The sequence below is a fragment of the Streptomyces sp. NBC_01283 genome (genome assembly GCF_041435335.1).
GTDB lineage: Bacteria > Actinomycetota > Actinomycetes > Streptomycetales > Streptomycetaceae > Streptomyces.
On record NZ_CP108430.1, the window covers coordinates 7,521,156 to 7,546,680 of the forward strand.

Annotated in this window: 22 protein-coding genes; 19 read left to right on the plus strand and 3 right to left on the minus strand. The window is 70.7% G+C overall.

The annotated features are described in order from the left end of the window. Positions 1-74: 74 nt before the first annotated feature. From OG302_RS34160 to nusB, 3 genes are read left to right on the plus strand one after another with little or no spacing between them, the layout of a single operon-like run. On the plus strand, positions 75-1,181 hold the full coding sequence (locus OG302_RS34160; protein ID WP_371530288.1) for a M24 family metallopeptidase: 1,107 nt from the start codon (positions 75-77) through the stop codon (positions 1,179-1,181). Positions 1,182-1,239: 58 nt separating this feature from the next. Next, positions 1,240-1,806, plus strand: coding sequence for an elongation factor P (gene efp / locus OG302_RS34165; RefSeq protein WP_371530289.1), 567 nt, complete (start codon positions 1,240-1,242; stop codon positions 1,804-1,806). A gap of 2 nt (positions 1,807-1,808) precedes the next feature. Then, a complete protein-coding gene (nusB, locus tag OG302_RS34170) occupies positions 1,809-2,243 on the plus strand; it encodes a transcription antitermination factor NusB (protein WP_361834547.1) in 435 nt (144 codons plus the stop codon). A gap of 209 nt (positions 2,244-2,452) precedes the next feature. On the opposite strand, the gene bldD is transcribed toward nusB, so the two are convergent. Continuing rightward, on the minus strand, positions 2,453-2,953 hold the full coding sequence (gene bldD / locus OG302_RS34175) for a transcriptional regulator BldD (RefSeq protein ID WP_249591133.1): 501 nt from the start codon (positions 2,951-2,953) through the stop codon (positions 2,453-2,455). 198 nt (positions 2,954-3,151) lie between these two features. Here bldD and pyrR point away from each other — a divergent pair, with 198 nt between their 5' ends. From pyrR to OG302_RS34245, 14 genes are all read left to right on the plus strand, one after another. Continuing rightward, entirely contained in the window at positions 3,152-3,724 is a 573-nt protein-coding gene (gene pyrR / locus OG302_RS34180; protein WP_361834550.1) for a bifunctional pyr operon transcriptional regulator/uracil phosphoribosyltransferase PyrR, read from the plus strand. 83 nt (positions 3,725-3,807) lie between these two features. Then, on the plus strand, positions 3,808-4,794 hold the full coding sequence (locus OG302_RS34185) for an aspartate carbamoyltransferase catalytic subunit (RefSeq protein ID WP_160503766.1): 987 nt from the start codon (positions 3,808-3,810) through the stop codon (positions 4,792-4,794). Positions 4,795-4,798: 4 nt separating this feature from the next. Beyond that, on the plus strand, positions 4,799-6,085 hold the full coding sequence (locus OG302_RS34190) for a dihydroorotase (RefSeq protein ID WP_371530290.1): 1,287 nt from the start codon (positions 4,799-4,801) through the stop codon (positions 6,083-6,085). Further along, positions 6,082-6,678 (plus strand): hypothetical protein, encoded by a 597-nt coding sequence (locus OG302_RS34195; protein ID WP_371530291.1) that lies wholly within the window; start codon positions 6,082-6,084, stop codon positions 6,676-6,678. The genes OG302_RS34190 and OG302_RS34195 overlap by 4 nt, the downstream gene beginning before the upstream one ends. Then, on the plus strand, positions 6,675-7,826 hold the full coding sequence (carA, locus tag OG302_RS34200; RefSeq protein WP_371530292.1) for a glutamine-hydrolyzing carbamoyl-phosphate synthase small subunit: 1,152 nt from the start codon (positions 6,675-6,677) through the stop codon (positions 7,824-7,826). Before OG302_RS34195 ends, carA begins: the two co-directional genes overlap by 4 nt. After that, on the plus strand, positions 7,819-11,127 hold the full coding sequence (gene carB / locus OG302_RS34205; protein ID WP_371530293.1) for a carbamoyl-phosphate synthase large subunit: 3,309 nt from the start codon (positions 7,819-7,821) through the stop codon (positions 11,125-11,127). Before carA ends, carB begins: the two co-directional genes overlap by 8 nt. Before the next feature lie 64 nt (positions 11,128-11,191). Beyond that, the gene (locus OG302_RS34210) at positions 11,192-12,298 is read left to right on the plus strand and encodes a quinone-dependent dihydroorotate dehydrogenase (protein ID WP_371530294.1); all 1,107 of its coding nucleotides are present in this window, start codon (positions 11,192-11,194) and stop codon (positions 12,296-12,298) included. A gap of 5 nt (positions 12,299-12,303) precedes the next feature. Continuing rightward, entirely contained in the window at positions 12,304-13,149 is an 846-nt protein-coding gene (gene pyrF / locus OG302_RS34215) for an orotidine-5'-phosphate decarboxylase (protein WP_371750321.1), read from the plus strand. Positions 13,150-13,425: 276 nt separating this feature from the next. Next, complete coding sequence (locus OG302_RS34220) at positions 13,426-13,749, plus strand: integration host factor (protein ID WP_003956414.1); 324 nt, start codon at positions 13,426-13,428, stop codon at positions 13,747-13,749. Positions 13,750-13,787: 38 nt separating this feature from the next. Beyond that, positions 13,788-14,381 (plus strand): guanylate kinase, encoded by a 594-nt coding sequence (gene gmk / locus OG302_RS34225; protein ID WP_361834569.1) that lies wholly within the window; start codon positions 13,788-13,790, stop codon positions 14,379-14,381. A gap of 74 nt (positions 14,382-14,455) precedes the next feature. After that, positions 14,456-14,728 carry a DNA-directed RNA polymerase subunit omega gene (rpoZ, locus tag OG302_RS34230; protein WP_005319902.1) on the plus strand — a complete coding sequence of 91 codons (273 nt, stop codon included), beginning with the start codon at positions 14,456-14,458 and terminating at the stop codon, positions 14,726-14,728. Positions 14,729-14,846: 118 nt separating this feature from the next. Further along, positions 14,847-16,067, plus strand: a complete 1,221-nt coding sequence (gene coaBC, locus OG302_RS34235) for a bifunctional phosphopantothenoylcysteine decarboxylase/phosphopantothenate--cysteine ligase CoaBC (RefSeq protein WP_371530295.1) — start codon at positions 14,847-14,849, stop codon at positions 16,065-16,067. Between the two features lie 314 nt (positions 16,068-16,381). Beyond that, a complete protein-coding gene (metK, locus tag OG302_RS34240; RefSeq protein WP_371530296.1) occupies positions 16,382-17,590 on the plus strand; it encodes a methionine adenosyltransferase in 1,209 nt (402 codons plus the stop codon). Positions 17,591-17,715: 125 nt separating this feature from the next. Then, positions 17,716-19,863: a primosomal protein N' gene (locus tag OG302_RS34245; RefSeq protein WP_371530297.1), complete on the plus strand. Its 2,148-nt coding sequence runs from the start codon at positions 17,716-17,718 to the stop codon at positions 19,861-19,863. Between the two features lie 125 nt (positions 19,864-19,988). Here the strand turns inward: OG302_RS34245 and OG302_RS34250 are convergent, their stop codons facing one another. Continuing rightward, positions 19,989-20,537: a hypothetical protein gene (locus OG302_RS34250; protein ID WP_371530298.1), complete on the minus strand. Its 549-nt coding sequence runs from the start codon at positions 20,535-20,537 to the stop codon at positions 19,989-19,991. 347 nt (positions 20,538-20,884) lie between these two features. On the opposite strand from OG302_RS34250, the gene fmt reads away from it, so the two are divergent. Together fmt and OG302_RS34260 are read left to right on the plus strand one after the other, a co-directional pair. Then, positions 20,885-21,829, plus strand: a complete 945-nt coding sequence (gene fmt / locus OG302_RS34255) for a methionyl-tRNA formyltransferase (protein WP_371530299.1) — start codon at positions 20,885-20,887, stop codon at positions 21,827-21,829. Positions 21,830-21,863: 34 nt separating this feature from the next. Then, positions 21,864-23,321, plus strand: coding sequence for an RsmB/NOP family class I SAM-dependent RNA methyltransferase (locus tag OG302_RS34260; RefSeq protein WP_371530300.1), 1,458 nt, complete (start codon positions 21,864-21,866; stop codon positions 23,319-23,321). Here the strand turns inward: OG302_RS34260 and OG302_RS34265 are convergent. After that, entirely contained in the window at positions 23,295-25,517 is a 2,223-nt protein-coding gene (locus OG302_RS34265; protein ID WP_371530301.1) for an MMPL family transporter, read from the minus strand. The genes OG302_RS34260 and OG302_RS34265 overlap by 27 nt on opposite strands. Positions 25,518-25,525 lie beyond the last annotated feature (8 nt).

Genomic DNA, 25,525 nt, shown 5'->3' on the forward strand with positions numbered 1-25,525 from the left:
CTGACGTCCGCCGCCGAGCCACGGTCGGACGCGCTCGACCGGCCGTCCCGCGCCGCCGCTCATAGGCTCGTCCCATGTCTGAGGTGTACGCGGCCCGCCGCGAGCGGTTGAGGGAGCGTTGTGCCGCGGGCGGCAGCGCGTCGGCGCTGGTGTCCCGTCCCGCCAACGTGCGGTATCTCGCGGGGGCGGCGCCGCAGGGCGCCGTGCTCCTGCTGGGCAGCAGCGAGGATCTGCTGCTGTGCTCAAGACCGCTCGGTGACGAGCAGGGCGAGGGCCGGCCCGACGGGGGGCTGCGGGTGCAGCTGCTCGACGCGTCCGGCGGGGACCCCGCCGTCGCGGGCGGCGACCTCGCGGCGGCGCAGGGCGCCGATTCGCTCGCCGTGGAGGAGCACGACCTCACGGTCGCCCGGCATCGCGCGCTGGGATCCGTCGCGCCGAGGCTGCGGCTCACGGATCTCGGGGGAGCGGTCGAGCAACTGCGGCTCGTCAAGGACGAGGAGGAGATCTCCTGTCTGCGGATCGGCTCCGAGATCGCCGACCAGGCGCTCGGCGAGCTGCTCGAATCCATTCTCGTGGGGCGTACGGAACGCCACCTCGCCCTTGAGCTGGAGCGCCGCCTCGTCGACCACGGCGCGGACGGGCCCGCCTTCCCGACCTCCGTCGGCACCGGACCGAACGCAGGCCGGGGCGGCCATCGCCCGACGGACCGGCGGGTGGAGGAGGGGGATTTCCTCTCCGTGTGCCTCGGGGCCAGTTATCGCGGTTATCGTTGCGAGATCGGGCGTACGTTCGTCATCGGTACGTCTCCCGCGGACTGGCAGATCGAGTTGTACGACCTCGTCTTCGCCGCTCAGCGGGCGGGCAGGGAGGCTCTCGTACCGGGCGCCGCCTACCGCGACATCGACCGCGCGGCACGTCACGTACTGGACTCCGCGGGGTATGCGGACGGTCTCGCTCCGCTGATGGGACATGGCGTGGGGCTCGAAATCGACGAGGACCCGCAGTTGGCGCCCGCGGCCATGGGTAAACTGGACGCTTGCGTGCCGGTCACCGTCGAACCGGGGGTTCACATCCCGGGACGGGGAGGTGTCCGGATCGATGACACGCTCGTCGTGCGCCCCGAGGCGGACGGCGGACCCGAGCTACTCACCATTACGACCAAGGAGCTGCTCGCGCTCTAGCCTCGAGCTATGCGCGTGCGCCGGGGTCGTCCACGTCAGTCCAGGAGATTCCGCAACCGTGGCTTCCACGAACGACCTCAAGAACGGCCTGGTGCTCAAGCTCGACGGGGGCCAGCTCTGGTCCGTCGTCGAGTTCCAGCACGTCAAGCCCGGCAAGGGCCCCGCCTTTGTGCGCACCAAGCTCAAGAACGTGATGTCGGGCAAGGTCGTCGACAAGACGTTCAACGCCGGCGTCAAGGTCGACACGGCGACGATCGACAAGCGCGACATGCAGTTCTCCTACATGGACGGCGACTACTTCGTCTTCATGGACATGGAGACGTACGACCAGCTGCACGTCGACAAGAAGTCGGTCGGTGACGCCGCCAACTTCCTGATCGAGGGCTTCACGGCCTCCGTCGCGCAGCACGAGGGCGAAGTCCTCTTCGTCGAGCTGCCGGCCGCCGTCGAGCTGGTCATCCAGGAGACCGAGCCCGGCGTCCAGGGCGACCGCTCCACCGGCGGCACCAAGCCCGCGACGCTGGAGACCGGCCACCAGATCCAGGTGCCGCTCTTCATCACCACCGGCGAGAAGATCAAGGTCGACACCCGTGACAGCGGCTACCTCGGCCGGGTGAACAGCTAACCGTGGCTGCTCGTAATACGGCCCGCAAGCGCGCCTTCCAGATCCTCTTCGAGGCCGACCAGCGTGGCGCCGACGTAGTGACGGTCCTCGCGGACTGGGTGCGCCACTCGCGGGCCGATACCCGGCAGCCGCCGGTGAGCGAGTACACGATGGAGCTGGTCGAGGGGTACGCGCAGCACGCGCGCCACATCGACGAGCTGATCTCGCAGTACGCCGTCGGGTGGACCCTGGACAGGATGCCGGTCGTGGACCGCAACATCCTGCGGCTCGGTGCCTACGAGCTGATCTGGGTCGACGCGACGCCGGACGCCGTGGTGCTCGACGAGTCCGTGCAGCTCGCCAAGGAGTTCTCGACGGACGATTCGCCGTCCTTCGTGAACGGCCTGCTGGGCCGCTTCAAGGATCTCAAGCCGAGTCTGCGCCGCGACGAGGCGTAGTTCGGGGTTCCTCAAGACCCCCACGCCGCTCAGAGGGCCCGCAGCACGCCGCTGCGGGCCCTCTGGCGCATTCAGGGGCCGTCCAGGGCTTCGGGGGGCCGCTGTGGCCTCTGAGGGCGCAGGCGGCCACGTAAAACGCCGGGGTGGCCGGAACCCGATCGGTTCCGGCCACCCCGGCGTTACGTTTCTGCTCAAGTGCCCCTTGGGGATCAGACGTCGTCGTGGGCGACGGCGCGACGCGCGTCCGCGTCCAGGACTCCCCAGCTGATCAGCTGCTCGGTGAGAACCGAGGGCGACTGGTCATAGATCACGGCGAGGGTGCGCAGGTCGTCCTGGCGGATCGAGAGCACCTTGCCGTTGTAGTCACCGCGCTGCGACTGGATCGTGGCGGCGTACCGCTGGAGCGGGCCTGCCTTCTCCTGCGGGACGTGCGCCAGGCGCTCCAGATCAAGCACGAGCTTCGGCGGCGGCTCGGCGGCGCCGCCCGGAGCGGTGCCGGGCAGCAGTTCCTGGACCGGGACGCCGTAGAAGTCCGCCAGCTCGGCAAGGCGCTGTACGGTCACGGCGCGGTCGCCGCGTTCGTACGAACCGACCACGACCGCCTTCCAGCGTCCCTGGGACTTTTCCTCGACACCGTGGAGGGAAAGGCCCTGCTGGGTACGGATGGCGCGGAGCTTGGCCCCGAGCTGTTTGGCGTATTCGCTGGACATATAGCTCCCCGGACGAAGAACGGTAACTCACTGTGAGGTTACGCAGCGTTACTTGGGTGCGTCAAGCCGAATGGTCCGTACCGACCCCTCCGAGGGGGGCCGTGACCGGGGGTGTTGCCGATGCTGGTACCGTGGATGGCGCAATTTCGACGTCCTTTAAGGTCCGTCCCGTGAGGCGGAGAAGGAGGTCCGTTTCATATGGACTCGAACAACACGAACGAACCCGATGTCGCGCGGCCCGTGCTCGAAGGCCCGGACATCGCACGGGTGTTGACCCGTATCGCGCACGAGATCGTCGAGCGCGCCAAAGGCGCCGAAGACGTGGTGCTGCTCGGCATTCCCACCCGCGGCGTATTCCTCGCCCGGCGCCTCGCCGAGAAGCTCGAAGAAATCACCGGACGCACGATCCCGGTTGGCTCACTCGACATCACGATGTACCGCGACGATCTGCGCATGCATCCGCCGCGCGCACTCGCCCGCACCGAGATCCCCGGTGACGGCATCGACGGCCGCCTCGTCGTCCTCGTCGACGACGTGCTCTTCTCCGGTCGCACCATCCGCGCCGCCCTCGACGGTCTGAACGACATCGGGCGCCCGCGCGCGGTGCAGCTCGCCGTCCTCGTCGACCGCGGCCACCGCGAACTCCCGATCCGCGCCGACTACGTCGGAAAGAACCTCCCCACGTCGCTGCGGGAGACGGTCAAGGTCCAGCTCGCCGAGGAGGACGGCCGCGACGCCGTGCTGCTCGGTGCCAAGCCCGCTTCCGCGTAGGACCGTCTTCCCCTCACGGGCACCGGGGCACACCCCTGCGCGCCCGCGTGCCCGCACACCTCCACATGACGGAGTACACCCAGATGATGCGACACCTCATCTCGGCCGCCGACCTCACCCGCGACGACGCCGTTCTCATCCTCGACACCGCCGAGGAAATGGCCCGGGTCGCCGACCGGCCGATCAAGAAGCTTCCCGCCCTGCGCGGCCGCACGATCTGCAATCTGTTCTTCGAGGACTCGACCCGGACCCGGATCTCCTTCGAGGCCGCCGAGAAGCGCCTCTCCGCCGACGTCATCAACTTCGCCGCCAAGGGCTCCAGCGTCTCCAAGGGCGAGTCCCTCAAGGACACCGCCCAGACCCTGGAGGCGATGGGCGTCGACGCCGTCGTCATCCGGCACGGCGCGTCCGGCGCCCCCTACCGCCTCGCCACCTCCGGCTGGATCGACGCCCCCGTGATCAACGCGGGCGACGGCACCCACCAGCACCCCACGCAGGCGCTGCTCGACGCCTTCACCATGCGGCGCCGCCTCGTCGGCAGGGACGCGGGCCTCGGCAAGGACCTCAGCGGCAAGCGCATCACGCTCGTCGGCGACGTCCTGCACAGCCGGGTCGCGCGCTCGAACGTCGACCTCCTGCACACCCTCGGCGCCCAGGTGACCCTGGTGGCCCCGCCCACCCTCGTGCCGGTCGGCGTGGACAGCTGGCCCTGCGACGTCTCGTACGACCTGGACCGGGTGCTCCCGAAGTCCGACGCCGTGATGATGCTGCGCGTGCAGCGCGAGCGCATGAACGCCGCGTTCTTCCCGACCGAGCGGGAGTACTCGCGCCGCTACGGCCTGGACGGCGAGCGCATGGCGAAGATGCCCGAGCACGCCATCGTGATGCACCCCGGCCCGATGGTGCGCGGCATGGAGATCACCGCCGAGGTCGCCGACTCCGACCGCTGCACGGTCATCGAGCAGGTCGCCAACGGCGTCCACACCCGGATGGCCGTCCTCTACCTGCTCCTGGGCGGCAACGAACCCGCCGTCACCCACACCCGCCCCACCGGTTCCGAGGAGAAGTAAGACCATGAGCAAGACCCTGATCCGTGGTGCGAAGGTCCTTGGCGGCGAGCCCCAGGACGTCCTGATCGACGGCGAGACGATCCTCGAGGTGGGGACCGGCATCGACGCGGGCGACGCGACCGTGGTCGAGGCCGAGGGCAAGATCCTGCTGCCCGGCCTCGTCGACCTGCACACCCACCTGCGCGAGCCCGGCCGCGAGGACTCCGAGACCGTCCTGACCGGTACGCGGGCCGCCGCGTCCGGCGGCTACACCGCCGTGTTCGCCATGGCCAACACCTTCCCCGTCGCCGACACCGCCGGTGTCGTCGAACAGGTCTACCGCCTCGGCCAGGAAGGCGGCTACGCGGACGTCCAGCCCATCGGCGCCGTCACCGTCGGCCTGGAGGGCAAGAAGCTCGCCGAGCTCGGCGCCATGCACGAGTCCGCGGCCGGCGTCACCGTCTTCTCCGACGACGGCAAGTGCGTCGACGACGCCGTGATCATGCGCCGCGCCCTGGAGTACGTGAAGGCGTTCGGCGGCGTCGTCGCCCAGCACGCGCAGGAGCCTCGCCTCACCGAGGGCGCCCAGATGAACGAGGGCGTCGTCTCCGCGGAGCTCGGCCTCGGCGGCTGGCCCGCCGTCGCCGAGGAGTCGATCATCGCGCGTGACGTGCTGCTCGCCGAGCACGTGGGCTCGCGGGTGCACATCTGCCACCTGTCGACCGCCGGATCCGTCGAGATCGTCCGCTGGGCGAAGTCGCGCGGCATCGACGTCACCGCCGAGGTCACCCCGCATCACCTGCTCCTGACCGACGAGCTGGTCCGCTCGTACAACCCGGTCTACAAGGTCAACCCGCCGCTGCGCACCGAGCGCGACGTCATGGCGCTGCGCGAGGCCCTGGCCGACGGCACGATCGACATCGTCGCCACCGACCACGCCCCGCACCCGCACGAGGACAAGGACTGCGAGTGGGCCGCGGCCGCCATGGGCATGGTGGGCCTGGAGACGGCGCTCTCCGTCGTCCAGCAGACGATGGTCGAGACGGGCCTGCTGACCTGGGCCGCGGTCGCCGACCGGATGTCCGTCAAGCCCGCCCGGATCGGTGGCGCCACCACCCACGGCCGCCCCGTCTCGGCAGGTGAGCCCGCGAACCTCACGCTTCTCGATCCGGCTTACCGTGGTGTCGTGGACCCCGCGGGCTTCGCCTCGCGCAGCGGCAACACCCCCTACGAGGGCCGTGAGCTGCCCGGTCGCGTGACGCACACGTGGCTGCGGGGCCGCGCCACGCTCGTCGACGGGAAGCTCGCGTGACATCTCTGATCTCTGCCGCCGCAGGAAACGCCGCCGTGCTCGCCGCCGAGAAGAAGTCGGCGGACGTGACGGACTGGGCCGCTCGCGCGGGCTGGGTCGTCGGACTGCTGCTCTTCATCGCGCTCGTCTACTGGCTGATGCGCGAGGGCTGGAAGTGGCGCGGCACGCTCCAGGGCGACCTGCCGCCGCTTCCCGTGGTGCCGGATGACCCGGGCCCGGCGAGACTTGAGCTGACCGGCCGCTACCACGGCTCGACCACGGCAGGGCAGTGGCTGGACCGCATCGTGGCGCACGGCCTCGGTACCCGCAGCCGCGTGGAGCTGACGCTCACGGACGCGGGCCTCGATGTCGTACGCCCCGGGGCGGCCGACTTCTTCGTCCCGGCCGCACAGCTGCGCGAGGCCAGACTCGACAAGGGCATCGCCGGAAAGGTCCTCGCGGAGGGCGGTCTGCTGATCGTCACGTGGGAGCACGGCGAGAAGCTGCTCGACTCGGGCTTCCGCTCGGACCACGCGGCCGAGCAGGCCCAGTGGGTCGAGGCCATCAACAACATGATCAACACGACCAGCACGAAGGAAGGCACCGCACGATGACGACCTCCACCAGGGGAGCCCACAAGACTCCCGCCGTACTCGTCCTGGAGGACGGCCGCATCTTCCGCGGCCGCGCCTACGGGGCCGTGGGGGAGACCTTCGGCGAAGCGGTGTTCTCCACCGGCATGACCGGCTACCAGGAGACGCTCACCGACCCCTCGTACCACCGCCAGGTCGTCGTCATGACGGCCCCGCACGTCGGCAACACGGGCGTGAACGACGAGGACCCCGAGTCGAAGAAGATCTGGGTCGCCGGCTACGTCGTGCGCGACCCCGCGCGCGTGCCCTCCAACTGGCGCTCGCAGCGCACGCTCGACGAGGAACTCGTCAACCAGGGCGTCGTCGGCATCAGCGGCATCGACACGCGTGCCCTCACCCGCCACCTGCGCGAGAGCGGCGCCATGCGCGTCGGGATCTTCTCCGGCAACGCACTCCCGGACGAGGGCGTGATGCTCGCCGAGGTCCGTCAGCAGCCCGAGATGAAGGGCTCGGACCTCGCCGCCGAGGTCGCCACCAAGGAGACGTACGTCGTCCCCGCGATCGGCGAGAAGCGCTTCACCGTCGCCGCCGTCGACCTCGGCATCAAGGGCATGACCCCGCACCGCATGGCCGAGCGTGGCATCGAGGTGCACGTCCTGCCCGCGACCGCGACCGCCGAGGACATCTACGCGGTCCAGCCCGACGGCGTGTTCTTCTCCAACGGTCCCGGCGACCCGGCGACCGCGGACGGCCCCGTCGCCGTCATGCGGGCCGTCCTGGAGCGCAAGACCCCGCTGTTCGGTATCTGCTTCGGCAACCAGATCCTCGGCCGCGCCCTCGGCTTCGGCACGTTCAAGCTGAAGTACGGCCACCGCGGCATCAACCAGCCCGTGCAGGACCGCACGACCGGCAAGGTCGAGGTCACCGCGCACAACCACGGCTTCGCCGTCGACGCGCCGCTCGACAAGGTCTCCGACACCCCCTACGGGCGCGCCGAGGTCTCCCACGTGTGCCTCAACGACCAGGTGGTGGAGGGGCTCCAGCTCCTCGACCAGCCCGCGTTCAGCGTCCAGTACCACCCCGAAGCCGCCGCGGGTCCGCACGACGCCGCGTACCTCTTCGACCGCTTCGTATCTCTGATGACCGCAGAAGGAGCCCAGCGTGCCTAAGCGCACCGATATCCAGTCCGTCCTGGTCATCGGCTCCGGTCCGATCGTCATCGGCCAGGCAGCGGAGTTCGACTACTCCGGCACCCAGGCCTGCCGCGTCCTCAAGGCCGAGGGCCTGCGCGTCATCCTGGTGAACTCGAACCCGGCGACGATCATGACCGACCCGGAGATCGCCGACGCGACCTACGTCGAGCCGATCACCCCGGAGTTCGTCGAGAAGATCATCGCCAAGGAGCGCCCCGACGCGCTCCTGCCCACCCTGGGCGGCCAGACCGCGCTCAACACCGCGATCTCCATGCACGAGCAGGGAGTCCTGGAGAAGTACGGTGTCGAGCTCATCGGCGCCAACGTCGAGGCGATCAACAAGGGCGAGGACCGCGACCTCTTCAAGGGCGTCGTCGAAGAGGTCCACAAGAAGATCGGGCACGGCGAGTCCGCGCGCTCGTACATCTGCCACTCCATGGACGACGTCCTCAAGGGCGTCGACGAGCTCGGCGGCTACCCCGTCGTCGTCCGCCCCTCCTTCACCATGGGCGGCGCCGGTTCCGGCTTCGCCCACGACGAGGAGGAGCTGCGCCGCATCGCCGGACAGGGCCTCACGCTCTCGCCGACCACCGAGGTACTCCTCGAGGAGTCCATCCTCGGCTGGAAGGAGTACGAGCTGGAGCTGATGCGCGACAAGAACGACAACGTCGTGGTCGTCTGCTCCATCGAGAACTTCGACCCGATGGGCGTGCACACCGGCGACTCGATCACCGTCGCGCCCGCGATGACGCTGACCGACCGCGAGTACCAGACCCTCCGTGACGTCGGCATCGCGATCATCCGCGAGGTCGGCGTCGACACCGGCGGCTGCAACATCCAGTTCGCCATCGACCCGACGGACGGCCGGGTCATCGTCATCGAGATGAACCCGCGTGTCTCGCGGTCATCGGCGCTCGCGTCGAAGGCCACCGGCTTCCCGATCGCGAAGATCGCCGCAAAGCTGGCTGTCGGCTACACGCTGGACGAGATCCCGAACGACATCACCGAGAAGACCCCGGCCTCCTTCGAGCCGACGCTCGACTACGTGGTGGTCAAGGCCCCGCGTTTCGCCTTCGAGAAGTTCCCCTCGGCGGACTCCACCCTGACGACCACCATGAAGTCGGTCGGCGAGGCCATGGCGATCGGCCGCAACTTCACCGAGGCGCTGCAGAAGGCGCTGCGGTCCCTGGAGAAGAAGGGCTCGCAGTTCACCTTCGTGGGCGAGCCCGGCGACAAGGCTCTTCTTCTGGAAGAGGCCGTCCGGCCGACCGACGGGCGCATCAACTCCGTCATGCAGGCCATCCGCGCCGGCGCCACGCCCGAAGAGGTCTTCGAGTACACGAAGATCGACCCGTGGTTCGTCGACCAGCTCTTCCTGATCAAGGAGATCGCGGACGAGCTGACCGCCGCCGAGCGCCTGGACGCCGACCTGCTCGCCGAGGCCAAGCGGCACGGCTTCTCCGACCACCAGATCGCGGAGATCCGCGGTCTGCGCGAGGACGTCGTCCGCGAGGTGCGCCACGCCCTCGGGGTGCGCCCGGTCTACAAGACGGTCGACACCTGCGCCGCCGAGTTCGCCGCGAAGACGCCGTACTTCTACTCCTCGTACGACGAGGAGAACGAGGTCGCCAAGCGCGAGAAGCCCGCGGTCATCATCCTGGGCTCGGGCCCCAACCGCATCGGCCAGGGCATCGAGTTCGACTACTCCTGCGTCCACGCCTCCTTCGCGCTGAGCGACGCGGGCTACGAGACCGTGATGGTCAACTGCAACCCCGAGACGGTCTCCACGGACTACGACACCTCCGACCGCCTGTACTTCGAGCCGCTGACGCTCGAAGACGTGCTGGAGATCGTCAACGCCGAGGCGCAGGCAGGGCCGATCGCGGGCGTCATCGTCCAGCTCGGCGGCCAGACCCCGCTCGGCCTCGCGCAGGCGCTCAAGGACAACGGCGTGCCGGTCGTGGGCACCCCGCCCGAGGCCATCCACGCCGCCGAGGACCGCGGCGCCTTCGGCCGCGTGCTCGCCGAGGCCGGTCTCCCCGCGCCCAAGCACGGCACCGCGACCACCTTCTCCGAGGCCAAGGCCATCGCCGACGAGATCGGCTACCCCGTCCTCGTACGTCCGTCGTACGTGCTCGGCGGCCGTGGCATGGAGATCGTCTACGACGAGACGCGCCTCGCCGCGTACATCGAGGAGTCGACCGAGATCAGCCCCTCGCGGCCGGTGCTCGTCGACCGCTTCCTCGACGACGCGATCGAGATCGACGTGGACGCGCTCTACGACGGCCACGAGCTCTACCTCGGCGGCGTCATGGAGCACATCGAGGAGGCCGGCATCCACTCCGGCGACTCGGCGTGCGCGCTGCCCCCGATCACGCTGGGCGGCTTCGACATCAAGCGCCTGCGGGCCTCCACGGAGGGCATCGCCAAGGGCGTCGGCGTCCGCGGGCTCATCAACATCCAGTTCGCGATGGCCGGGGACATCCTGTACGTCCTGGAGGCCAACCCGCGTGCCTCGCGCACCGTCCCCTTCACCTCGAAGGCGACCGCGGTGCCGCTGGCCAAGGCCGCCGCGCGCATCTCGCTCGGCGCGACCGTCGCCGAGCTGCGCGCCGAGGGCATGCTCCCGGCGACCGGCGACGGCGGCACCCTGCCGATGGACGCGCCGATCTCGGTGAAGGAAGCCGTCATGCCGTGGAGCCGCTTCCGCGACATCCACGGGCGCGGCGTCGACACCGTCCTCGGCCCGGAGATGCGCTCCACGGGCGAAGTCATGGGCATCGACTCGGTGTTCGGCACGGCGTACGCCAAGTCGCAGGCGGGCGCGTACGGCCCGCTGCCCACCAAGGGCCGCGCCTTCATCTCCGTCGCCAACCGCGACAAGCGCTCGATGATCTTCCCGGCGCGTGAACTGGTCGCGCACGGCTTCGAGTTGCTCGCCACGTCCGGCACGGCCGAGGTGCTCAAGCGCAACGGCATCAACGCCACGATCGTGCGCAAGCAGAGCGAGGGCGAGGGTCCGAACGGCGAGAAGACGATCGTCCAGCTCATCCACGACGGCGCGGTCGACCTCATCGTCAACACCCCGTACGGCACCGGCGGCCGCCTCGACGGCTACGACATCCGTACGGCGGCGGTCTCCCGCTCAGTGCCGTGCCTGACGACGGTCCAGGCGCTCGCCGCCGCCGTCCAGGGCATCGACGCGCTCAACCACGGGGACGTGGGCGTCCGTTCACTCCAGGAACACGCGGAGCATCTGACCGCGGCCCGCGACTAGCAGCCCACCAGGGGGACACCGATCCGGTGTCCCCCTTCTGGTGAGCACACCTGAGGACACGTACATGTACAAGTTTTTCTTCGACCTCGTCTTCAAGCGCATGGACCCGGAGCAGGCCCACTACCTGGCCTTCCGCTGGATCCGGCTCGCGGCCCGTATCCCCGTGCTGCGCACCTTCGTCGCGGCCGTGCTCGCGCCGCGCCACAAGGAGCTGCGCACCCAGGCCTTCGGGCTGCGGATGCACGGGCCCTTCGGCCTCGCGGCGGGCTTCGACAAGAACGCCGTGGCGATCGACGGCATGTCGATGCTGGGCTTCGACCACATCGAGATCGGCACCGTCACGGGGGAGCCGCAGCCCGGCAACCCCAAGAAGCGGCTGTTCCGCCTCGTGCAGGACCGTGCGCTGATCAACCGCATGGGATTCAACAACGAGGGCTCCGCGGCCGTGGCCGAGCGCCTGGGCGCCCGCAAGGCCGTCTTCAAGACGGTCGTGGGCGTGAACATCGGCAAGACCAAGGTCGTCCCCGAGGAGGAGGCCGCCGCCGACTACGTGAAGTCGACCGAGCGGCTCGCCGCCCACGCCGACTACCTCGTGGTGAATGTGTCCTCCCCGAACACCCCCGGCCTGCGCAACCTCCAGGCCACGGAGTCGCTGCGGCCGCTGCTGTCCGCCGTACGCGATGCGGCCGACCGGAGCGTCACCGGACGGCGCGTGCCGCTCCTCGTGAAGATCGCCCCCGACCTCGCGGACGAGGACATCGACGCGGTCGCCGACCTGGCCGTCGAGCTCGGCCTGGACGGCATCATCGCGACGAACACGACCATCGCGCGCGAGAGCCTCGGTTTGCAATCCGAACCTTCGCTCTACGGAGAGACCGGCGGCCTTTCCGGGGCGCCCCTCAAGGAGCGCTCCCTGGAGGTCCTGCGCCGCCTCTACGCGCGCGTGGGCGACCGCATCACGCTCGTGGGCGTCGGCGGCATCGAGAACGCCGAGGACGCCTGGCAGCGCATCCTCGCGGGCGCCACCCTGGTGCAGGGCTACAGCGCGTTCATCTACGAAGGGCCCTTCTGGGGCCGCGCGATCCACAAGGGTCTTGCCGCCCGGCTGAACACCTCCCCGTACGCCACGCTCGCCGAGGCCGTCGGCGCCGACGTAAGGAAACCCCGATGACCAGCATGAGTGCCCTCGAACCCTTCGGTACGCGCCTGCGTCACGCCATGGACGAGCGCGGTCCGCTCTGCGTCGGCATCGACCCGCACGCCTCCCTGCTGTCCGCCTGGGGCCTGAACGACGACGTCGCGGGCCTGGAGAAGTTCACCGGCACCGTCGTCGAGGCGCTCGCCGGGAGCGTCGCGGTGTTCAAGCCGCAGAGCGCGTTCTTCGAGCGCTTCGGCTCGCGCGGCATCGCCGTCCTTGAGAAGGCGGTCCAGGAGCTGCGCGCGGCCGGGGCCCTGGTGGTCATGGACGCCAAGCGGGGCGACATCGGCTCGACGATGGCCGCGTACGCCGAGACCTTCCTGCACAAGGACTCGCCGCTGTTCTCCGACGCCCTCACCGTCTCGCCCTACCTCGGCTACGGCTCGCTGAAGCCGGCCGTCGACCTCGCGCGCGAGAACGGCACCGGACTCTTCGTGCTCGCCCTCACCTCCAACCCCGAGGGCGCCGAGGTGCAGCACGCGGTGCGCGCGGATGGCCGCACGATCGGCGCGACGATCCTTGGGCACCTGGCGGCGGAGAACGCCGGTGCGGAGCCCCTGGGCTCCTTCGGCGCAGTCGTAGGGGCCACGCTGGGCGACCTGTCGTCGTACGACCTGGCGGTCAACGGTCCGCTGCTCGCCCCCGGCATCGGGGCGCAGGGAGCCACCCCGGCCGATCTGCCGGGTGTCTTCGGGGACGCCGTGCGCAATGTCGTGCCGAGCGTCAGCCGCGGTGTCCTGCGGCACGGTCCCGACGCCGCGGGCCTTCGCGTCGCCGCGAGCCGCTTCGCGGACGAGATTCGCGAGGCCGTCGCCTCGGCCTGAGGGTGTTTTTCCGCCTTCGAAGGACGTGTCCGGCCACGTCCCTACGTTTCGTTGATGCCTCGCCGGGCCAAATCCGGGGTGAAATGCCCGAAATGCACACCTCGACAGAGGCTGACCAGGACTTTTCGTCTGTTCTCGCTGACTCTGGCGGCCATGCCCGCTAGTCTCCGACGAGAGCGAACGGGCAAGCGCGTTGCACGTTGCTCACCAGGTGTGGGGCGACTAGGTTCCTCACCGGTCCGTATCCGACAGTTCGACATCCGAGGTGACGTAGGCGTGGCTCTTCCGCCCCTTACCCCTGAACAGCGCGCAGCCGCGCTCGAAAAGGCCGCCGCGGCTCGCCGGGAGCGGGCCGAGGTCAAGAATCGACTCAAGCACTCCGGCGCCTCGCTTCACGAGGTCATCAAGCAGGGTCAGGAGAACGATGTCATCGGCAAGATGAAGGTCTCCGCTCTCCTGGAGTCCCTGCCGGGCGTGGGCAAGGTCCGCGCCAAGCAGATCATGGAGCGACTTGGCATCTCCGAGAGCCGCCGTGTGCGGGGTCTCGGCTCCAACCAGATCGCCTCCTTGGAGCGTGAGTTCGGCGGTGGTCCTGCCTGACGTTCTCAGGCACTCCTGAGAACCTGGATAATCGCTGCATGGCTGCAACATCCCGGGGGACGACCCCCGTGCCCCCGGACGTACGTCCGCGGCTGACCGTGCTCTCCGGCCCTTCCGGGGTCGGCAAGAGCACGGTCGTCGCTCATATGCGCAAAGAACACCCCGAGGTCTGGCTCTCGGTCTCGGCCACCACCCGGAAGCCGCGCCCCGGCGAGAAGGACGGCGTTCATTACTTCTTCGTCTCCGACGATGAGATGGACAAGCTGATCGCCAACGGCGAGCTTCTGGAGTGGGCCGAGTTCGCGGGCAACCGCTACGGCACTCCACGGGGTGCCGTCCTCAAGCGCCTGGAGGCGGGCGAGCCCGTCCTCCTGGAGATCGATCTGCAGGGCGCGCGCCTGGTCCGCGAGTCGATGTCCGAGGCTCAGCTGGTGTTCCTCGCCCCGCCGAGCTGGGAAGAGCTGGTCCGCAGGCTCACCGGCCGGGGGACCGAGGCGCCCGAGGTGATCGAGCGCAGGCTCGGCGCGGCAAAGATCGAACTGGCCGCCGAGGCCGAGTTCGATACGACCCTGGTCAATACCTCCGTCGAGGATGTAGCGCGTGAGCTGCTAGCCTTGATGAAAGTTGTTTGATCTTCTTCATCCTCAGTAACCCGGATTGACCTTCATTCCCCATTCGAAGGCCAATCCCCATCGGAAGGCAGAGAGTGTCCTCTTCCATCACTGCGCCCGAGGGCATCATCAACCCGCCGATTGATGAGCTCCTCGAAGCGACCGACTCGAAGTACAGCCTCGTGATCTACGCCGCCAAGCGCGCGCGCCAGATCAACGCGTACTACTCGCAGCTCGGTGAGGGCCTGCTGGAGTACGTCGGCCCGCTGGTGGACACCCACGTCCACGAGAAGCCGCTCTCGATCGCGCTCCGCGAGATCAACGCGGGTCTGCTGACGTCCGAGGCCATCGAGGGCCCGGCCCAGTAGTCGCAGTTCTTTTCTTGCAGTTCTTCAGCACAGGCCCGGCAGCGCGACTGCCGGGCCTGTGGTGTGTCATGGAGTCGTACGTCCCCGAATGCGGGGATCAGAAGTGCGGGGAGGCACGGTGGGCAAGCCCAAGGTCGTTCTGGGGGTCAGCGGCGGAATCGCCGCGTACAAGGCCTGTGAGCTGCTGCGGCGGCTGACCGAGTCGGGCCATGACGTGCGCGTCGTGCCGACCGATTCCGCGCTGCACTTCGTGGGCGCGGCCACCTGGTCGGCGCTGTCCGGCAACCCGGTCTCGACCGAGGTGTGGGACTCCGTCCACGAGGTGCCGCACGTCCGGATCGGCCAGTCCGCCGACGTCGTGATCGTCGCCCCGGCGACGGCCGACATGATGGCCAAGGCGGCCCACGGCCTCGCCGGCGACCTCCTGACGAACACGCTCCTCACCGCCCGCTGTCCGGTGATCTTCGCGCCCGCCATGCACACGGAGATGTGGGAGCACCCGGCCACCCAGGAGAACGTCGCCACGCTGCGCCGCCGCGGCGCCCTCGTCGTCGAGCCCGCCGTCGGCCGCCTCACGGGCGTGGACACGGGCAAGGGCCGCTTCCCCGACCCGGTGGAGCTCTTCGAGGTCGTACGCCGTGTCCTGGCGCGCGGAGACCTGGACCGCGACCTCGCGGGGCGGCACGTCGTCGTCAGCGCGGGCGGGACGCGCGAGCCGCTCGACCCGGTCCGCTTCCTGGGCAACCGCTCCTCCGGCAAGCAGGGGTACGCGCTGGCCCGCAGTGCGGCGGCGCGGGGTGCCCGCGTCACGCTCCTGTCGGCGAACGCGGCGCTGCCGGACCCGGCGGGCGTCGACATCGTGCACGTCGGAACCGCCGTCCAGCTCCGCGAGGCGGCCCTGAAGGCGTCCGCGGACGCCGACGCCGTGGTGATGGCCGCGGCCGTGGCCGATTTCCGCCCCGAGACGTACGCGGCAGGAAAGATCAAGAAAAAGGACGGCCAGGAGCCGGCCCCGATCGCCCTGGTCCGCAACCCCGACATCCTCGCCGAGCTCGCCGGGATCGCTGCCGAGAGGCCGCGCCCCGGCCAGGTCGTCGTCGGCTTCGCCGCGGAGACCGACGACGTGCTCGCCAACGGCCGCGCCAAACTGGAGCGCAAGGGCTGTGACCTGCTCGTCGTCAACGAGGTCGGCGAGCGCAAGACGTTCGGCTCCGAGGAGAACGAGGCGGTCGTGCTCGGCGCCGACGGCAGTGAGACGCCCGTTCCCTACGGCCCCAAGGAAGCGCTCGCGGACACGGTCTGGGATCTCGTCGCCGAACGGCTGCCGAAGAATTCCTGAAGAGAACAGGGGCTGCCCCTAGAAGAATCCCCCTGTCGAAACGACAGCAAAACAGGGGTGTAAACCTGGCCTCAAATGGCACAATCGACCCACTGGGCGCCTCAAACCCGGGAAATTCGGGCGTGAGGCCCTCTGGTGGAGACCGATCGTCGTACCGCACAATGCAGTGCCGCAGGTCACAGCACTCCCAAGTGGCGAGACACGTGGTCCGGCGGCCGAGTGTGACCGATAAACTGGTCTCGGACGACGCCGGGCGCAGCTCCCGGCCGTCCACCAATGATCAGCCAGCAGCCGCTGCAACCACAGGGAGCGATGTGTCCCGCCGTCTCTTCACCTCGGAGTCCGTGACCGAGGGTCACCCCGACAAGATCGCTGACCAGATCAGCGACACCATTCTCGACGCGCTCCTGCGGGAGGACCCGAAATCCCGGGTCGCCGTGGAGACGTTGATCACCACCGGCCTGGTGCACGTGGCCGGCGAGGTCACGACCAAGGCGTACGCGCCGATCGCGCAGCTGGTGCGCGACAAGATCCTCGAGATCGGCTACGACTCCTCGAAGAAGGGCTTCGACGGCGCCTCCTGCGGCGTCTCGGTGTCCATCGGCTCGCAGTCCCCCGACATCGCTCAGGGCGTCGACACGGCGTACGAGAAGCGTGTCGAGGGTGATGAGGATGAGCTCGACAAGCAGGGCGCGGGCGACCAGGGCCTGATGTTCGGCTACGCCTGCGACGAGACGCCGGAGCTGATGCCGCTCCCGATCCACCTCGCGCACCGTCTCTCGCGCCGCCTCTCCGAGGTCCGCAAGAACGGGACCATCCCGTACCTGCGCCCCGACGGCAAGACCCAGGTCACCATCGAGTACGACGGCGACAAGGCCGTCCGCCTCGACACGGTGGTCGTCTCCTCCCAGCACGCCTCGGACATCGACCTGGACTCGCTCCTGGCCCCCGACATCCGCGAGTTCGTCGTCGAGCCCGAGCTGAAGGCGCTCCTCGAGGACGGCATCAAGCTGGAGACCGACGGCTACCGCCTCCTGGTCAACCCGACCGGCCGCTTCGAGATCGGCGGCCCGATGGGCGACGCCGGCCTCACCGGCCGCAAGATCATCATCGACACGTACGGCGGCATGGCCCGCCACGGCGGCGGCGCCTTCTCCGGCAAGGACCCGTCCAAGGTCGACCGCTCGGCCGCGTACGCGATGCGCTGGGTCGCCAAGAACGTCGTCGCCGCCGGCCTCGCGGCCCGCTGCGAGGTCCAGGTCGCCTACGCGATCGGCAAGGCCGAGCCGGTGGGCCTGTTCGTGGAGACCTTCGGCACGGCCACGGTCGACACCGACAAGATCGAGGCCGCCATCGCCGAGGTCTTCGACCTCCGCCCGGCCGCGATCATCCGCGACCTGGACCTGCTGCGCCCGATCTACGCCCAGACCGCCGCGTACGGCCACTTCGGCCGCGCGATCCCCGACTTCACGTGGGAGCGGACGGACCGGGTGGACGCGTTGCGGAAGGCTGCGGGGCTGTAAGCACGCCTCGCTCAGCGAGTTCCGACGAAGCCCGGAGCCCCTCTGGTGGGGGTGCCGGGCTTCGTCGTGCCGCGGGGGATATCGGGCTCGTGGCCGTGTCAGTGGGGTCTGGTAGGAATGCTGCTGTGAGCAGCGAGAACCAGAGGTCTGAGGGGGGCGGCGGGGCCGAGCCTCCGGAGCAGCTTGCGCTTATTCGGGAGGCTGTGCGGAAGGCCGAGGTGCCGCGGGCCAAGCCTCGGACGTGGCGGGGGGCCGCGTTGGCGAAGAGTCTGCCCGTGGCCCGGGTGCTGGTGGACAAGGGTGTGCTGCATCTTGACCGGTACTTCGACTACGCGGTGCCCGAGGAGCTGGACGAGCAGGCGCAGCCCGGGGTGCGGGTGCGGGTGCGGTTCGGGGCCGGGACGCGGAACGTGCGCAGTGGGCGGCGTGAGGGCGGGGGGCTGATCGACGGGTTCCTCGTGGAGCGGGTCGCCGAGTCGGACTACTCCGGGCCGCTGGCCGCGCTCGCGCAGGTCGTCTCGCCCGAGCCCGTGCTTGAGGGGGAGTTGCTCGGGCTTGCCCGGGCCGTGGCCGATCGGTACGCGGGCAGCCTCGCCGACGTGCTGCAGCTGGCCGTTCCGCCTCGGCACGCTCGGGCCGAGGCCCGGGCGACGGGGGAGACTCCGGCGCCTCCGGCCGCACCTGACGCGGGGTCCTGGCGGCGGTACGGACATGGGGCGGAGTTCCTCGGGGCGCTGGCCTCGGGGGGTGCGCCGCGGGCCGTGTGGACCGCCCTTCCCGGGCCCGAGTGGGCCGAGGAGATCGCGCGGGCCGTGCAGGCGACTCTGGCGTCGGGGCGGGGGGCCCTGGTCGTCGTGCCCGCCGGGCGGCCCGCTGCGAGGGTCGATGCGGCCCTGACCCAGCTCATGGGGGCGGGCCAGCATGCCCTGCTCACCGCTGACGTGGGGCAGGAGCGGCGGTATCGGGAGTGGCTCTCCGTGCGGCGCGGTGCCGTGCGGGCCGTCGTGGGCACCCGGGCCGCCATGTTCGCCCCCGTACGGAATCTCGGGCTCGTCGTGATCTGGGACGACGGCGATGCCAGCCACAGTGATGACAACGCTCCCTTTCCGCATGTCCGTGAGGTGCTTGAGCTGCGTGCCTCGCGGGACAAGTGCGGCTTTCTGCTGGGGAGTTGGAGTTGCACGGTTGAGGCCGCGCAGCTGGTGGAGAGCGGGTGGGCGGCGCCGTTGGTCGCCGATCGCGAGCAGGTGCGGGGGGCCGCGCCGCTCGTACGGACCGTGGGGGACGGAGACCTTGCCCGGGACGAGGCCGCCCGGGCCGCGCGGCTTCCGACCCTTGCCTGGAACGTGGTGCGGGAGGGGCTGAAGCACGGGCCCGTGCTGGTCCAGGTGCCGCGTCGGGGGTACGTGCCCCGGCTCGCCTGCGACAGGTGCCGGCAGCCCGCGCGGTGCCGGCACTGTGCGGGGCCGTTGGAGGCGCGGGACGGCGGCGGGCTGTGGTGCGGCTGGTGCGGGGTGGCCGAAGGCGCCTGGCACTGCGGGGAGTGCGGGGGTTTCCGGCTGCGGGCGCAGGTGGTCGGGGCGCGGCGTACGGCCGAGGAGTTGGGGCGGGCGTTTCCCGCGGTGCCGGTGCGGACGTCGGGGCGGGAGCAGGTTCTCGACACCGTGCCGGGGGCGCCCGCGCTGGTGGTGAGTACACCGGGGGCGGAGCCCGTCGCCGAGGGCGGCTACGCCGCTGCCCTGCTGCTCGACGGGTGGGCCATGCTGGGGCGGCCCGATCTGCGGGCCGGGGAGGAAGCGCTGCGGCGGTGGATCGGGGCCTCCGCCCTGGTGCGGCCCCAAGGGGCGGGCGGCACCGTGGTGGTCGTCGCCGAGCCGACCCTGCGGCCCGTGCAGGCCCTTGTGCGGTGGGATCCCGTGGGGCATGCGGTGCGGGAGCTCTCCGAGCGGGCCGAGCTGGGGTTTCCGCCCGTGTCGCGGATGGCCTCCGTGGCGGGCACCTCGGAGGCGCTCACCGAGTTCCTCGCGGCGGCCGAACTTCCGGGGGACGCGGTGGTGTTGGGGCCCGTTCCCGTGCCGGACGCGGGGCCCGGCCCCGCGCGCCGGGCGGGGGCGGCGCCGGCCGGGGAGCGGTGGGAGCGGGTGCTGGTCCGGGTGCCGCCGGGCAGCGGCGCGGCGCTTGCCGCCGCGCTGAAGGCGGCTCAGGCCGCGCGGATGGCCCGGGGGGCCGGGGAGCCTGTACGGATCCGGGTCGACCCACTGGACATCGGCTAGGCCGCCCTTTCGTGCAGTGCCTGCCTCTCCGGGGGCCGGCGCCTGCTGCTCAAAAACGACGGCGGCTGCCCGCACCGGGGAAACCGGTAGGACAGCCGCCGAGTTGTCGTGCTCAGCCGTCGTGCTCAGCCGTTGCGTGGGCTCGGGAAGATGCTGGGGCGGGGCTCTTCGCGGAGGGCGGGGCTGCCTGCCGTGGGCTGGGTCGGCATCGCGCGCGCCGCGGGCACCGAGGGCAGAGGGGCGCCGACCGGGACCGGGGGGCGGGCGGTCGTGGGGACGGGCACCGTCTCCGTGGCGCGCTCCGCTTCCGCAGCGGCCTGCGTCGTGGCCCGGCGGGCGCCGTAACGGCGGTGCACCGCCTGCTTGGTGACCCCGAGGGCCGAGCCCACCGCGTCCCACGAAAAGCCCAGCGAGCGGTCGAAGTCCACCGCGGCGGTCACCAGCGTCTCCACGCTGTCCCGGAGTTCCTGGGCGAGGCGGACGGTCGGGGCAGGGGCACGCCCGTACACGACGAAGCCCGCGGAGGGGCTGGAGCGGCGCGGGCGGTAGACGTTGCCGAGCTGGGCGGTGAGGGTACGCAGTGCGTCCACCTGCCGGCGGACCCGCTCGATGTCCCGAACCAGGAGGTGCAGGCTGGCCCGTGCCTGGGCGTCGTGGGTTGCGTGGTCGGCCATGAACAAGCCTCTCGAACCGGCGTTGAAAAGGATCGGGCCGCCATCGCGGCCCGTTGTGGTCAACTCTTTCTTGACCAACGCGCTAGTTCGTGTGGGGTCACGCTTCGGGGGCGTGTGCGCATATGCGCAGGGCGCGCGGCCACACGTACGCCCCCGGGAGAGCCGTACGCGGTATGACCGCACGGGGCGAACGGCCTGACGGAAGGCGCCGCATGAAGCGCGGCCCGTGCTTACGCCTCCGTGCCCACCCCCCCGTGCTTGTGCCCCGCGGAGCGCGCCCCACCCCCACGGCTCATAGACTGGTGTGCTTCCCGCATCTTTTCGTTCCGAGAGGCCGACAGCCACCGATGAAGCTCGTCTTCGCAGGCACCCCCGAGGTCGCCGTCCCCGCCCTGGACGCCCTGATCGCCTCCGACCGGCACGAGGTGGCCGCCGTCGTCACCCGGCCCGACGCCCCCGCGGGCCGTGGCCGCAGACTGATCGCGAGCCCCGTCGCCCAGCGCGCGGAGGAGGCCGGGATCGAGGTGCTCAAGCCGGTGAAGCCGCGCGACGAGGACTTCCTTGCGCGGCTGCGTGCGATCGCGCCCGACTGCTGCCCGGTCGTCGCCTATGGCGCTCTGCTGCCCAAGGTCGCGCTGGATGTCCCGGCCCACGGGTGGGTCAACCTGCACTTCTCGCTGCTGCCCGCCTGGCGCGGAGCCGCGCCCGTGCAGCACGCCGTGATGGCGGGGGACGAGATCACCGGCGCCTCCACCTTCCTGATCGAGCAGGGGCTCGACTCCGGGCCCGTGTACGGCACCGTCACCGAGGTCGTCCGCGCCACCGACACCAGCGGTGACCTGCTCACCCGCCTCGCCTTCGCGGGCTCCGGGCTGCTCGCCGCCACCATGGACGGCATCGAGGACGGCTCCCTGAAGGCCGTACCGCAGCCCGCCGACGGCATCACTCTCGCCCCGAAGATCACTGTCGAGGACGCCCAGGTGGACTGGGCCGCCCCGGCCCTCCGCGTCGACCGTGTCGTGCGCGGCTGCACCCCCGCGCCCGGCGCCTGGACGGTGTTCCGCGGGGAGCGACTGAAGATCATCCAGGCCGCGCTCGTCGCGGACCGCACGGACCTCGCGCCCGGCGAGCTCGCGGCCGCCAAGAACAATGTGTACGTCGGCTCCGGCTCGCACGCCGTGGAGCTGCTCTGGGTCCAGCCGCAGGGCAAGAAGCCGATGCGCGGCGCCGACTGGGCGCGCGGGGTGCGGATCGCCCCGGGTGAGCTGGTCGGGGCAACCGACGTACGCTGAATAGGTTCAACCCCCATCCACTAGCGGAGCACCTTTGAACGACCAGCCCGGCCGGCGTCCCCAGCAGCAGGCCAAGTCCGGTAAGCCCGGCAAGCCGCACCGCCGTCCCAAGAAGGACCCCGTCCGTTTCCTCGCCTTCGAGGCGCTGCGTGCCGTGGACGAGCGTGATGCCTACGCGAACCTCGTCCTGCCGCCGCTGCTGCGCAAGGCCCGCGAGAAGGAGGGGCCCGAGAAGTTCGACGCGCGTGACGCGGCGCTCGCCACCGAGCTGGTCTACGGGACGCTGCGCAGGCAGGGAACGTACGACGCGATCGTGGCGGCCTGCATCGACCGGCCGCTGCGCGAGGTCGACCCGCCGGTGCTCGACGTCCTGAACATGGGCGTGCACCAGTTGCTCGGCACGCGCATCCCGACGCACGCCGCCGTCTCCGCCTCCGTGGAGCTGGCGCGCGTGGTGCTCGGTGACGGGCGGGCCAAGTTCGTCAACGCGGTCCTGCGCAAGGTCGCCGCCGACGATCTCGACACCTGGGTGGAGAAGGTCGCGCCGCCCTACGACGACGATGCCGAGGACCATCTCGCCGTCGTCCACTCGCACCCCCGCTGGGTCGTCTCGGCGCTCTGGGACGCGCTCGGCGGCGGCCGTGCTGGCATCGAGGACCTCCTGGAGGCCGACAACGAGCGGCCCGAGGTGACCCTCGTGGCCCGGCCGGGACGCACCACCGCCGATGAGCTCCTGGACGCGGTCGGCGAGGAGTCCGCGCTGCCGGGTCGCTGGTCGCCGTATGCCGTGCGGCTCAGCGAAGGCGGCGAGCCCGGGTCGATCGAGGCCGTGCGCGAAGGCCGCGCCGGGGTCCAGGACGAGGGCAGCCAGCTCGTCGCGATCGCACTCGCGAACGCCCCGGTGGAGGGGCGCGACGAGAGGTGGCTCGACGGATGCGCGGGCCCCGGCGGCAAGGCCGCCATGCTCGCCGGTCTCGCCTCGCAGCGGGGCGCCGTCCTGCTCGCCGCCGAGAAGCAGCCGCACCGGGCCCGCCTCGTCGCCCAGGCACTGCGGGGCAACCCGGGACCGTACGAGGTCATCGCCGCCGACGGCACCCGGCCGCCGTGGCAGCCCGGCACCTTCGACCGTGTCCTGATGGACGTGCCCTGCACGGGACTCGGCGCCCTGCGCCGTCGCCCCGAGGCCCGCTGGCGCCGCCGCCCCGAGGATCTGGACGGCTTCGCGCCGCTGCAACGGGGGCTGCTGCGTACCGCGTTGGAGTCCGTGCGGGTCGGAGGCGTCGTCGGGTACGCCACCTGTTCACCGCATCTCGCGGAGACGCGTGCCGTCGTCGACGACGTGCTCAAGCAGCACCCGGGTGCCGAGCTCATCGACGCCCGGCCGCTGATGCAGGACGTACCGGCGCTCGGTGACGGGCCCGACGTCCAGCTGTGGCCGCATCTGCACGGCACGGACGCGATGTACCTAGCGCTGATCCGGCGGACTGCCTGACTCCGCTCCCGTCTCCTTTCCGGTGCCCTTGCCCGCCACCACGGTCGAGGGCGTACGGGCGGCGGGGTCCTTGCTCAGGGCGTGCGGCCACCACACCTTCGGCCCCACGTCCAGGAACAACGCGGTGACCAGGACGGACCGTACGACGAAGGTGTCGAGCAGGACGCCGAGCGCGACCGCGAAGCCGATCTCGGCGAACGCCACCATCGGGAGCGTGCCGAGCGCGGCGAAGGTGCCCGCGAGGACCAGGCCCGCCGACGTGATGACCGCGCCGGTCGCGGCGAGGCCCGTGAGCACGCCCGCACGGGTGCCCTGTCGGCCCGCTTCCTCACGGATGCGGGTCGACAGGAAGATGTTGTAGTCGATGCCGAGTGCCACCAGGAACACGAAGACGAAGAGCGGGAAGTCCGTGGACTCGCCCGCGTAGTCGAAGAGGTGGTGGAAGGCGAGCGCGCTGATGCCGAGCGCGGCGGAGAACGAGAGCACCACCGTCGCGATCAGGAGCAGCGGCGCGATCAGGGCGCGCAGCAGCACGGTCAGGATCAGCAGGACGACCACGAGGACGAGCGGGATCACCAGCTTGTTGTCGTGGGTCGTGGCGCGGTCCATGTCCAGGAGGGCGGCCGTGCCGCCGCCCACCTGCGCGTCCGCGTCGGGCACCGCGTGCACCGCTTCGCGCACCCGCTCCACGGTCTGCTTGGCCGCCTCGCTGTCGGAGGGGTCGGTCACAGTCGCCTCGAACAGGACCCGGCCCCCGGACTCCGCCTTCGTCCCCGGCGGTACGGCGACGCTCGTCCGGTCCACGCCGCGGGTCCGCGCGACCACTCTGCGGACCTGGTCGCCCTGGGCCGTGTTCGCCACGACCACCAGTGGGTCACCGCTGCCCGCGGGGAAGTACTCCGCCTGCACCTCCTGGCCCACGATCGAGTCCGGCTTGTCCGTGAATGAGTCCGCGTTGCTGAGCCCCTCGGCGCGCAGCTGCGTCAGGCCAAGGGCCAGCGCCGCGAGGGCCACCGCGGTGACGCTCCAGGTCAGGCGCGGGCGGTGGGCGATACGGCGGCCCGTGCGGGCCCAGACACCGCGCTCGGTGGGCTCGTCCGAACCGTTGTGCGGGATCAGCGGCCAGAAGAGCCACCGGCCGCAGACCACCAGGAGGGCGGGGAACAGCGACATCATCACCAGCAGGGCGACCGCGACGCCGATCGCGGCCACCGGCCCCAGGCCCCGCGTCGAGTTCATGTCGGCGGTGAGCAGCACCAGCATGCTGACCACGACCGTGGCGCCCGACGCGATGACCGCGGGGCCCGCCCGGTGCAGGGCGAGCTGCATCGCCTCGTGCCGGTCCTCGTGGCGGCGCAGCTCTTCGCGGTAGCGAGCGACCAGGAGCAGGGCATAGTCCGTCCCCGCCCCGAAGACGAGGACCGTCAGGATGCCCGCGCTCTGGCCGTTGACCGTCAGGCCCGCGTGCTCCGCCAGGAGGTAGATCAGCGCCTGCGCGGTGAAGAGGGAGACGATCACCGAGAGCAGCGGGACGAGCAGGAGAACCGGGCTGCGGTAGGTGATCAGGAGGATCACGACGACCACGCCGGCCGCGGCGAGGAGCAGCGTCGAGTCGATGCCCTCGAACGCCTCGGAGAAGTCCGCCGAGGTACCGCCGGGCCCGGTGACGTGCACCGCGAGCCCTTCCGCCTTCTCACCGGTCCCGCCCACCACGTCACGCATCGAGTCGACGGCCGGCGCGATCCGCTCCCAGCCCTTCTCGTCCATGGTGATGGGCACGAAGACCTGCGCCGCCTGGGCGTCGGCGGGCCGCTTCGCGTCGAAGACGGGCCCGCGGGTCTCCTGGCCCCGCACGCCATGGGCGCGCAGCTCCTTGAGCTCCCTGACGTCCTTGGCGATCCGCGCCCGGTCCGCGAGGGTCAGTCCGTCCTCGCGGTCGTACACGATGATCGCGGGAATCTGCTCGGGCCTGAACTCCTCGGAGATGTCCAGGACTTGGGTGGATTCCGCTGAGCCCGGCAGCCAGGACGAGGCCTGGTTGTCCTGGGCGTCCGTGAGCTTCTGGGCGAGCGGTGCCGCGGCGATGATCACCACCAGCCAGAACAGCACCACAAGCCACTTGGTGCGCCGCCCGCACACGAGCCGGGCCACGCCGCGGCCCGCCTCGCGCTGTCCGTCCGACCGTTCGTCTGGCATGGCTACCC